10 protein-coding genes are annotated in these 11,722 nt (G+C 33.1%); 7 read left to right on the top strand and 3 right to left on the bottom strand.

Annotated elements, in window-relative coordinates; genetic code table 11:
* Positions 1-30: 30 nt before the first annotated feature.
* Complete coding sequence (locus ACKGJY_RS09475; RefSeq protein ID WP_413973638.1) at positions 31-1,491, bottom strand: aminoacyl-histidine dipeptidase; 1,461 nt, start codon at positions 1,489-1,491, stop codon at positions 31-33.
* A gap of 311 nt (positions 1,492-1,802) precedes the next feature.
* Between ACKGJY_RS09475 and ACKGJY_RS09470 the strand changes: the two genes are divergently transcribed.
* Positions 1,803-2,804 carry a DUF3810 domain-containing protein gene (locus ACKGJY_RS09470; protein WP_413973637.1) on the top strand — a complete coding sequence of 334 codons (1,002 nt, stop codon included), beginning with the start codon at positions 1,803-1,805 and terminating at the stop codon, positions 2,802-2,804.
* A 186-nt stretch (positions 2,805-2,990) separates the two neighbouring features.
* Here ACKGJY_RS09470 and ACKGJY_RS09465 read toward each other — a convergent pair whose 3' ends face one another.
* Entirely contained in the window at positions 2,991-3,779 is a 789-nt protein-coding gene (locus ACKGJY_RS09465) for a DUF6503 family protein (RefSeq protein WP_413973636.1), read from the bottom strand.
* 84 nt (positions 3,780-3,863) lie between these two features.
* On the opposite strand from ACKGJY_RS09465, the gene ACKGJY_RS09460 reads away from it, so the two are divergent.
* The 4 genes from ACKGJY_RS09460 (at position 3,864) to ACKGJY_RS09445 (ending at position 7,617) form a co-directional block, all read left to right on the top strand.
* Complete coding sequence (locus ACKGJY_RS09460) at positions 3,864-4,658, top strand: TrmH family RNA methyltransferase (RefSeq protein ID WP_413973635.1); 795 nt, start codon at positions 3,864-3,866, stop codon at positions 4,656-4,658.
* A gap of 7 nt (positions 4,659-4,665) precedes the next feature.
* Positions 4,666-5,898, top strand: coding sequence for a M48 family metallopeptidase (locus ACKGJY_RS09455; protein WP_413973634.1), 1,233 nt, complete (start codon positions 4,666-4,668; stop codon positions 5,896-5,898).
* Between the two features lie 79 nt (positions 5,899-5,977).
* Positions 5,978-6,547 carry a Crp/Fnr family transcriptional regulator gene (locus ACKGJY_RS09450; RefSeq protein WP_413973633.1) on the top strand — a complete coding sequence of 190 codons (570 nt, stop codon included), beginning with the start codon at positions 5,978-5,980 and terminating at the stop codon, positions 6,545-6,547.
* Between the two features lie 59 nt (positions 6,548-6,606).
* Positions 6,607-7,617, top strand: coding sequence for an NAD-dependent epimerase/dehydratase family protein (locus ACKGJY_RS09445; protein WP_413973632.1), 1,011 nt, complete (start codon positions 6,607-6,609; stop codon positions 7,615-7,617).
* Positions 7,618-7,645: 28 nt separating this feature from the next.
* On the opposite strand, the gene ACKGJY_RS09440 is transcribed toward ACKGJY_RS09445, so the two are convergent.
* Positions 7,646-8,140: a MarR family winged helix-turn-helix transcriptional regulator gene (locus tag ACKGJY_RS09440; RefSeq protein WP_413973631.1), complete on the bottom strand. Its 495-nt coding sequence runs from the start codon at positions 8,138-8,140 to the stop codon at positions 7,646-7,648.
* 98 nt (positions 8,141-8,238) lie between these two features.
* Between ACKGJY_RS09440 and ACKGJY_RS09435 the strand changes: the two genes are divergently transcribed.
* Both ACKGJY_RS09435 and ACKGJY_RS09430 read left to right on the top strand, forming a co-directional pair.
* On the top strand, positions 8,239-9,318 hold the full coding sequence (locus ACKGJY_RS09435; protein WP_413973630.1) for an alanine racemase: 1,080 nt from the start codon (positions 8,239-8,241) through the stop codon (positions 9,316-9,318).
* Between the two features lie 606 nt (positions 9,319-9,924).
* Positions 9,925-11,691, top strand: coding sequence for a DEAD/DEAH box helicase (locus tag ACKGJY_RS09430; protein ID WP_413973629.1), 1,767 nt, complete (start codon positions 9,925-9,927; stop codon positions 11,689-11,691).
* Positions 11,692-11,722 lie beyond the last annotated feature (31 nt).

Below are 11,722 nucleotides of genomic sequence, written 5' to 3'. Positions count from 1 at the left end.
AGCGATTTAATCGCTAAACAAAACCAAAACCTAACCCTTCGGTATAGCCTTCAAAATCTCCAAAACAAACTTCCAATATTTTTGTACTGATGAGATTTGGGCACGTTCATCTGGAGAGTGTGCGCCTTTAATATTTGGCCCAAAACTTATCATATCCATCTCTGGATAATTTTGTCCGAGTATACCACATTCTAAACCCGCATGACATGCTGCTACATGTGGTTTTTCACCATTTAAATCTTCGTAAAGTTTTGCCATGACTTTTAAAATAGCAGAATCCATATTAGGTGTCCACCCAGGATAATCTCCTGAGAATTCTACTTCGCAGCCTGTAAGTTCAAAGGTAGCACGTAGTGCATTGGCTAAATCCATTTTAGAAGTCTCTACGGATGAGCGCGTTAAGCAACCCACTGTAATCTTACCTTTTTTTACAATAACTCTGGCAATATTATTTGAGGTTTCTACCAAATCAGGAATATCAGCACTCATACGGTACACACCATTTAGCGCCGCATACAAGGCTCTTGTAAATCCTTCTTGTACGCCTAAATCCATTATTTTTTCTAGAACTTCGGTTTTAGAAAGTGTAATATCTAAGTCGGGTTCCATAGTTTTTAATTCTTTTTTTATGGTAGTTGTAAGTTGGGCTAGTTCAAACAAAAAAGCATCCTCATGTACAGCATCAATAGCAACAATAGCTTTACTTTCTCTGGGGATGGCGTTTCGTAAACTTCCACCATCAATCTCTGAAATTCGTAATCCGAAGTTTTCAAAACCATCAAATAACAAACGGTTCATAATTTTATTGGCATTCCCTAAACCTTCATGAATTTGCATGCCTGAGTGCCCGCCTTGGAGGCCTTTTACCTGTATTTCAAATCCTATTTTAAATTCTGGGGTTTCCTCTTCTTCATAAGTTCTAGTTGCAGTTACATCTATACCGCCTGCGCACCCCACACCAATTTCATCATCTTCTTCAGTATCTAAATTTAATAAAATACCACCAGATAATAAACCGCCTTTTAAGCCCATAGCTCCCGTCATTCCTGTTTCTTCATCTATAGTAAATAGTGCTTCTATGGCTGGGTGCGGTATATCGGTACTTTCTAAAACAGCCATAATGGTGGCTACACCTAAACCATTATCTGCGCCAAGGGTTGTGCCTTTGGCTTTTACCCAATCGCCTTCAACTATCATCTCGATACCTTGGGTATCAAAATCGAAAATGGTATCGCTATTTTTTTGATGCACCATATCTAAATGCGATTGCATTACCACGGTAGTTCTGTTTTCCATTCCTGGTGTTGCTGGCTTTTTTATGATAACATTACCTACTTCATCCTCAATAGTTTCTAACCCTAGAGTTTTACCAAAATGTTTCATAAAAGCAATAACACGTTCTTCTTTTTTTGAAGGGCGTGGTACAGCGTTTAAATCGGCAAATTTATTCCAAAGTTGTTTAGGTTCTAGTTGTCTTATCTCTTTACTCATAGTTTTCTTTATAACGCATATCAAAGATAGCAAAAATGCAACGACATTGGCAGCTACTCCTGATTGAAACGGCATCCTTTTTGCTACTTATTTGTAAGGATTTAACTTAGCAAATAGAAACTAAACTTTATGAGATTCCAAAACAAGTTTGGGACTGCTTCGCAAAAAGATACAGTGGAAAGCAGGAAGAAACCTTAGCTAATAGTAAACGACGACTGGGTACAAATTTTTAGTATTTTTGAGGTATGTTGAAAAATAAAAAATTGCTACTTGGGTTGTGTTTGATTCCTCAGGTTTTGTTAGTAAAATTATTGGCTAAGAACCCTGAGTTTGTTGAGCATTATTACAGTGAGGGCGTGTACCGCTATGTGTCGCAACTTTTTAGGTTTGTGTTGGGATGGTTACCGTTTTCGTTTGGTGATTTGGTGTATGGGCTTGGTGGTATTTATATGCTGTGGTGGTTTGTAAACAACCGAAAACGGGTGCGTAAAGATTTTAGAAATTGGGTAGTGGATATTGTTGCGGCGGTTTCCTTATTATATTTTGCGTTTCATTTATTTTGGGGGTTAAATTACTACCGTTTGCCGCTACATAAAAATTTAGATTTAGAGGCGACTTACAGTACTGAAGAGTTAGTGCGCGTTACAGAGAAGTTGATTGCGGCGTCTAACGAATTGCACGTAAATATCATGAAAAATGATACTTTGGCTGTGGTTGTACCTTATGATAAAACTACTGTTTTTGAGTTAATTGCGAGTGGTTACAAAAATTTGGAAGACCGATTTCCGAATTTGGAATATGTACCGCGCAGTACCAAACAATCGTTATTTAGTTATCCGTTAACATATATGGGTTTTAGTGGTTATTTAAACCCACTAACTAATGAGGCGCAAGTGAATGGGCGGATACCTATGTACAAATTCCCCACAACGAGTGCTCATGAAATTGCGCACCAATTGGGTTATGCTGCAGAAAACGAGGCTAATTTTATTGGCTTTATGTCGGCTTCCAATAACGACGATATCTATATAAAATATTGTGGATTTACCTTTGGATTACGGTTTTGTTTAAATGAAATTTATAGGCGGGACGAATGCTTATTTGAAGATGTTTTAGCTGATGTTAATTTGGGTATTAGAAAAAACTACGAAGCGTCGCGCTTATTTTGGAAAGCTCATGAAAATCCGCTTGAGCCTTTTTTTAAAGTATTTTATAGTGGCTTTTTAAAGGCTAATAATCAATCTAAAGGGATGGAGAGTTATAGCTATGTTGTGGCGCTTTTGGTAAATTATTTGGATAAAGAGGACGTGTGATGTTTTATTTAGAACTTATGTTTTAAATACAAAGTTAAACTCTTTTTTTTCTTGCTAAGATGAAATGGCGCAGGTTATTTTAAGCTATAAAACACAAAAAGGTTGTTTTTTAAAACACGTTTAGTTCTAATAATCCCGATACATATCGAGACTATTAAAACTAATTAATGTGTTCTTTTATGTTATTTATTCTACTATTGTAGCGCCTTCTGGAGCTTTAAAAATAGAAGCGTCCAGTTTTTCTTTTGAAAGTTTTATGTTGGTAAATGGTAAGTCATTTCGCTTTTCTGTAGGTAAGTTATTTTCGTAGTTGTACCATGTAAGCGTTTTTGGTAATACGATGTTTTCTACTGTTTGCCAATCGCTATATTTTATAAAATGAAATTCTGCACTTTTTTCTTTTGAAAAGAAAGTAACAGTATAACCTAACCATTCCATTTGGTAAGTTTCTGGGTTGTAGTACAAAATATATTCATCTTCTGGGGACTCTCCTACGCCTGCTTCGTAAGCAATTTTTATTCCTGGATAGGTTTTCCCTTCAAAAACTAAAGGGTCTGTATTTTCATAAATAATACCGTCGTCTGCCAAAATAAAGGGCATTGCATAAAAGTAAAACATTAAATTATAATAAAACTTTGCATTGCCTTTATACTGTGTGGTGTCCTTATGTTTTAGCCAAACATCTTCACCATTAAAGCCAATAGTATGTTTTGGCATTTCTATAAGCGATTTTCTGTTTTTTAAATCTGTAGTTGTTACTTCGTCACCATCTGGTTTTTCCATGGTAAATACTAAAGATTGCATCTTGTTCCAAGCATCTAAGCCTCCATGTGCAGCAAAAACTTTAGAGATATTTTCTGGATAAACACTAGTGGTTACATCTAGTTTTTCTTCGGAATAATCAACAGTTGGTATTGTTTTGTTTTTACAAGAAATTATTGAAATAGCTAAGACTAAAAGAAATATTTTTTTCATTATGTATTTGGTTTATAGTTTTATACTTAGACGAAGTTAATGGTATAAAATTACATGAAAACGATTACTTTTGTTTAACTTTTTATGAAAACGATTTACAGCACGCAAAATAGTTTTATTAAGCAACTTGTTTCACTTAGAGATAAGTCTCGCGAACGCCGAAAAACAGAAACTTTTTTAATTGAGGGTAAACGCGAAATTGCTTTAGCTTTAAAAGGTGGTTATGCATTGAAAACCGTTTTATTTTATGCTGATTTAGTTTCAATTGAACACATAAACAACTTAACAAATCAACATACAGAAGTCATTGAGATTTCTAAAGAAGTTTACCAAAAACTAGCTTACAGGGACACTACAGAAGGTGTTTTAGCCGTGGCAAAATCTAAACATAATAATTTAGATGATATTACTTTTGAAACAAAAAATCCACTAATTTTAGTTGCAGAAGCACCCGAAAAACCAGGAAATATTGGGGCGCTTTTAAGAACTGCCGATGCGGCTAATGTGGATGCCGTAATTATTGCGAACCCTAAAACCGATGTATACAATCCTAATATCATTCGCTCTAGTGTGGGTTGTGTTTTTACCAATACTATTGCCACAGGAACGACGTCTGAAATTATTGACTTTTTAAAGGCAAATAACATTACTATTTTTTGTGCTGCTTTACAAGCCTCAGTAGAATATCATACCCAAGATTTTACCCAACCAACCGCTATAGTAGTTGGTACAGAAGCCACTGGCCTAAGTAACGATTGGTTAAAACACTCTACAAAAAATATCATTATACCAATGCAAGGAGAAATAGATTCTATGAATGTATCTGTTGCTGCTGGAATTCTTATTTTTGAGGCGAAAAGACAACGGAATTTCAAATAATGCAAAAATGACATCAACAACTTTATTTTACATCATTATAACTATTATTGTAATCAATTTTATAATTGATAAAGTTTTAGATGCCCTAAATGCTAAACATTTTAATGACACACTTCATGAAGATTTACGAGATGTTTATGATGATGTAGAATATAAAAAATCTCAAAACTATAAGGCTACTACTTATAAATTCGGAGTATTAACTTCAACCTTTTCTTTGGTTTTAACACTTTGTTTTTTATGGTTTGATGGTTTTGAGTTTGTAGATACTATTGCAAGAAACTACAGCGACAACCCTATTATAGTAGCGCTTATTTTCTTTGGTATTATTATGATTGGTAGCGATATTTTAACCACACCGTTCTCATATTACAGCACGTTTATTATTGAAGAAAAATTTGGTTTTAATAAAACTACAGTGAGTACTTTTTTCTTAGATAAAATAAAAGGTTGGTTGATGATGGCTTTAGTAGGTGGCGGTATTTTAGCACTAATCATTTGGTTTTACGAAGTTACAGGTCGATATTTTTGGTTGTATGCTTGGGCTTTAGTAGCTGCATTTACATTATTTATGAATATGTATTATTCTAAATTGATTGTACCTCTTTTTAATAAACAAACGCCTTTAGAGGAAGGTACGCTGCGTGATAAAATTTCGGCTTATGCCAAAACAGTTGGGTTTAAATTAGATAAGATTTTTGTGATTGATGGCTCTAAACGCAGCACAAAAGCCAATGCTTATTTTTCTGGATTTGGTAGCGAAAAACGTGTAACGTTATATGATACGTTGATTAATGATTTAGAAGATGAAGAAATTGTTGCTGTTTTGGCGCATGAAGTTGGGCATTACAAAAAAAAGCATATTATTTTTAATTTATTTGCTTCTATAATATTGACAGGGTTTACACTTTTTATTTTATCCTTATTTATTTCAAATCCGTTGTTATCTCAAGCTTTGGGAGTTGAAATACCTAGTTTCCATATTGGATTGATTGCTTTTGGACTACTCTACTCTCCTATTTCTGAAATTACAGGGTTGATTATGAATCTATTTTCTAGAAAGTTTGAATACCAAGCGGACGATTATGCTAAAAACACGTATAAAGGCGAGCCACTTATTACTTCGCTAAAAAAACTATCTAAAAATAGTTTAAGTAATTTAACACCGCATCCCGCGTATGTATTTATGCATTATTCGCATCCTACACTTTTGCAACGGATTGGGAATTTGAGGAAGTAAGATTATATAAAAATCATCTTATAATTTCGTATAATTATTAGATGTCACTAAAATATCTAGTACCAAAATATCTCCAACAATGCAAAAACTTATTAATCATATACAATCAAAAATCTCTCTAACTCCTAATGAGATTAAATTAACTAAAACTTATTTTGTTTCTAAAAAAAAACCAGCTCAAACACAGCTTTTAAAAGCAGGAGATACAGAGCGTTACATTTATTTTTTAGAAACGGGAATTGTTAAAGGTTATCAAAATATTGATGGAAAAATTGTAATACAGCACCTTGTTGAAACTAGTGACTTTTTTACTTCTTTAGATAGTTTTATGAGCGAAACACCATCGTTGGATTATTTTGAAACCGTTACAGATTGTAATCTTATAAGAATATCAAAACCAGATTTTGAGCGTTTACAAAAAGAAACAAACTTCGCCGCTATTCTTGCAAATGAGATAACCAAATCACATTTAAGCTGTAAATCAGAACGTGTAAAAGATTTTCAAATTTTAACTGCTAAAGAGCGTTACCTGAAATTTATAAATCAACATCCAGAATTAGCTTTAAATGTATCTATTGATAATATTGCTTCATATTTAGGCATGGAACCACAATCCTTAAGTCGTATTCGAAAGCAAATCGTTTTCTAACAAATGTTATTTCTTATGGTTAAAAAACTCTAGAAATTTGCTCGATTAAGATTTAAAAAATGAGCGAAGAAATTTCATTAGTTACAGGAGGCAATGGACATTTAGGTAACAACTTAGTAAGGTTATTACTTTCTAAAAACCATAAAGTAAAAACAACGGTTAGAGACATAAATAATACTACACCATTTGAAACGTTAGATTGCGAAGTATTACAAGCCGATTTAACCGATAAAACAGCTCTATTAAAAGCATTTAAGGGCGTAACTAACGTTTATGCAGTAGCTGCAAATTTTAATATGTGGGCAAAACACCCAAAACGAGAAATTTATGATGTAAATATGCAAGGCACTCAAAATGTTTTTGATGCTGCAAAAATTTGTGGTGTTAAGAATATTGTATATGTTAGTTCTGTAGCTAGTTTAGATTTCACAAAACTGCCAGCCGATGTAAATAATGGGTATAATTTAGACCGAAGAAATTGGTATTACAATTCTAAAAACGATTCAGACAAACTAGCTATAGAATTAGGGAAAACATATGGTATTAGAACTGTTGTGGTTTTACCTTCTGCCATGATAGGTTCTAAAGCTTATAAACTAAGCTATTCTAACAAGCTATTATTGCAAATTTTAAATGGAGAAATACCTCTGGATACTAATATAACTTTAAATTGGGTAGATGTTAAAGATGTTGCCATGGGAACGTATAACGCTATGATAAAAGGTCGAAATAGCGAAAGGTATATTTTATCTAACCCAAAGCACACCTCATTACAAGAAAGCGTAAAAATAGCTGCCAAATTATATCCTGAGTTAAAATTAAAAACGCCTAAAAAAGCACCAAAATGGATTTTATATGGTATTGCAGGACTGTTAGAATTTGGTAGTAAACTTACTGGTAAAGAGCCGCTTTTACAACGCCACTATTTAGATATGTTTTATGGTTTAAAACAAGATTATAACATTACTACATCAAAAGAAGAGCTAAACTTTAATCCTAAATCTTCAAAAAAAGCTTTGGAGGATGCTTTTAAGTTTTTAAAAACTCATAATCATAAAATCTTAGCATAAACACAGGAAAGATGTCATTATAAGACTATCAAGTATCTAAAGCGATTAATAACTTTTTAAGTAAAGTAGAAAGCATTGTTTTATCAGAATAGCTAAGGCTTTTAATTGATGTACTAGCCTCATTAAATCGAGTTTCAATTGCTTTATCTATTACTTTTACACCTTGTTTTGTTAACCCAACCAACTTTATTCTACCATCATCCAAATTTGCAGCCCGATATATTAAATCTAATTTCTCAAGCCTTTTTAATAAAGCCGTCATAGCACCAGAAGTGATTAAAACAGATTGCATTAATTTAGACGGTGTTAATTGGTATGGTTTACCAGAGCGCCTAATGGTTGCCAAAACATCTAAATCAGTATAGTGTATATTATAATCAGACAGCGCTTTACTTGCCGTTTTTTCAAGAATTTTACTCAATTTTAATATACGCCCAACAACTGCCATAGCAGAACTATCTAGCTCTGGCTTTTCTTGTTTCCATTCTAATATTAAGGCATCAATTAAGTCATTTTCTTTCATTATTACTATTTTGAATTTGTCTCAAATATACAATTTACCTTTATATAAAGATAAATTGTATATTTGCAAAGTATCTTCATATAAAGATAATATAAAACATGATAACAACACCAACGCTGTTTATAGATAAGATAAAATGCAAAGAAAATATTAACAACATGTTGTCTAAAGCAAATAGACATAATGTAGAGTTGCGACCGCATTTTAAAACCCACCAATCTTTAGAAATTGGATCATGGTTTAAAGACGTTGGTGTAAAAAAAATTACAGTTTCTTCTGTAACAATGGCAGAGTATTTCTCTAACCAATGGAATGATATTACTATTGCTTTTCCTACTAATATTTTAGAGATTGATCCTATCAATCAATTAGCTAAAAAGATTACGCTTAACCTTTCTATTGAAAATGAAGAAAGCATTTTATTTCTATGCAAACATTTAAAATTTAAAATTAACGTTTTTCTTAAAATTGATGTTGGTTACCACCGTACAGGAATAGCTCCAACAAACTTTAATTTAATTGATAACATATTAAATAAAATAAAAGATAATGCATTAATACATTTTGCTGGTTTTTTGGGTCATGCGGGGCATACTTACACATGCAGAAGCAAACATGATATTATTAAAATACATAAGGATAGTTTAGATATAATGAACACCTTAAAACAAAAATATAGAGCTAAATATCCTAATGTTATAGTCTCATTAGGCGATACACCAAGTTGTAGTGTTGCAGAAACGTTTTCTGGAGTTAACGAAATAAGACCGGGTAATTTTGTGTTTTACGACTTAACTCAAAACCTTATAGGTTCTAACTTAATATCTCAAATAGCAGTAGCTGTAGCGTGTCCTATAGTTGCTATACATGAAAACCGATCAGAAATAGTTATTTATGGTGGTGGTGTACATCTCTCTAAAGATAGAATAAATGATAAAGATGGCTTAGTTTTTGGGCGGTTAGCTAAAAGATTAGAACGAGGCTGGGGTGATGTAATACCAAATACATATATAAAAAGTTTATCACAAGAACATGGCATAATTACAGCACCTAAAGGTGAAATTAAAAACTACAAAATAGGAGATTATGTTATAATTCTTCCTGTACATTCTTGTATGACGAGTAACTTAATGAAAAGCTATTTTACCTTTGATGGACAAGAGATATCAAGACTATAGAATATATCAGTATATCTGCAAAATATAGATTATTTATTTTCTTAAATGGCTGATATTAAGAGATAGTAAATACATTAGATAATAATTTACTAAGTATTGAGTTTTAGTTGAATCTATAAAAATTTCCAACTAGTTTCTTATACTATACACAAGAAATGCATTCAATAATAGCTTAAACCAAACTTAAAAAAAAGCCTATATACCATTTCACAAATAAAAATTAAGCAGATTACCACAATCGTACCTCTAAAACAATGACATTTACCGATAAACCCTGCGGAAAGGATTGTAGTGGACCTATCTACCTACCTACTGGCAGGAAGGCACCCAATTATTATAAAAACCTTACTATTTTTAAAAAGATTCCATACTTTGAAGGAATGCCAATAAATTAGCTATCTTTGGCGCTTGAAACAAATAGGTTGAGACTCTGAAACAAGTTCGGAGTTAGTTCAACTAACAAATCTGAGTTCGCTTATACTAGCTTCTCAAATTTGAGTTTCACTAAATTCCTCAGGGTGAGGATGTGTTACTAGAAGTTTAAGTTAAGTATGTCGATCGCTTCTTTATGTAACACCACATAATAAATCGCATACAATACATTAAATGAGCACATTCCAAGATTTAGGTCTTAATAACGACCTATTACAAGCAATTACAGATTTAGGGTTTGAAAAACCTAGTGAAGTTCAAGAAAAAGCAATCCCAATTTTATTAAATTCTGAAACCGATTTAGTGGCTTTAGCCCAAACCGGAACAGGTAAAACTGCGGCATTTGGTTTCCCAATGTTAGAAAAAATTGATGTAGCTAGTAGAACGACACAGGGTTTAATTTTATCGCCTACCAGAGAGCTTTGTTTGCAAATTACCAACGAAATGAAATTGTATGGCAAATACTGTAAAGGCCTTAACGTTGTGGCTATTTATGGTGGTTCTAGCATTACAGACCAAGCACGTGAGATTAAACGTGGGGCACAAATTATTGTGGCCACTCCAGGACGTATGAAGGATATGATTAACAGACGTTTGGTTGATATTTCTAAAATACAATACTCGGTTTTAGATGAAGCTGATGAAATGTTAAACATGGGCTTTAAAGAGGATATCACTGACATTTTATCACATACACCAGAGGATAAAAACACATGGTTATTTTCGGCTACAATGCCTCGTGAAGTTTCTAGAATTGCTAAAAATTTTATGTATAACCCGCAGGAAATTACTGTTGGTAATAAAAATGAAAGTACAAGTAACGTATCCCACGAGTATTATTTAGTAAATGCTAGAGATAGATACCAAGCCTTAAAACGTTTAAGTGATGCTAATCCTGATATTTTTTCGGTTATATTTTGTCGCACAAAACGCGATACACAAAAGGTTGCAGAACGCCTAATTGAAGATGGGTATAGCGCTGGAGCGTTACACGGTGATTTAAGCCAGAACCAACGGGATATCGTCATGAAACAGTTTAGAAATAAACAAATACAAATGCTTGTAGCGACTGATGTAGCCGCGCGTGGTATTGATGTGGATGATATTACACACGTTATAAATTACCAATTACCAGACGAGATTGAAACCTATACACATCGTTCTGGTAGAACTGGGCGTGCTGGTAAAACAGGAGTCTCTATGGTAATTGTCTCAAAAAGTGAGGTGCGTAAAATTAAAAGTATTGAGCGTATCATTAAACGTGAGTTTGAGAAAAAAGAGATACCTAATGGTATGCAAATTTGTGAGGTACAGTTGATGTCTTTAGCTAAAAAGGTACATAATACAGAGGTTAACCACGACATAGATCCTTACTTAGGCGATATTAATACCTTATTTGAAGATACGAGTAAAGATGAATTAATTAAGAAATTTTTCTCGGTTGAGTTTACTAGATTCTACAATTATTATCAAAAATCTTTAGATTTAAATATATCTGCTTCTAACGACGATCATAGAGACGGTGGTAACTCTACACGCTATTTTATTAATGTTGGTAAAAAAGACGGTTTTGATTGGATGAGCTTAAAAGACTTCTTAAAAGAAGTGTTAGGACTTGGGCAGGATGATGTGTTTAAAGTTGAAGCAAAAGATACATTTTCGTTTTTTAATACAGAAAACAGCTTAAAAGAGAAAGTTTTAGGATTTTTTACAGACTATAAATATAACGGACGCTTTGTTAATGTAGAAGTCTCTGAAAATAGAAAACGTAGTGGCGGACGACGTGATAGAAATCGCGGTGGTAAGCGACGCGATGATAGAAGAAGTAATTCTGGTTCTGGTAATAATGGCGGACGCAGAAGCGACAATAAATCTAAATCGAGACGTTCTAATAAATCAGGCGATTTTGCAAGTTCTAGACCAAGACGTTCTAGACGCTAAGTATAACACTATAATCAACAAAAATATTGTA

The organism is Hyunsoonleella sp. 2307UL5-6, assembly GCF_047345485.1.
Taxonomy (GTDB): domain Bacteria; phylum Bacteroidota; class Bacteroidia; order Flavobacteriales; family Flavobacteriaceae; genus Jejuia.
Note: the sequence above shows the minus strand (reverse complement) of the source record. Positions and strands in the feature narration are given on the sequence as shown.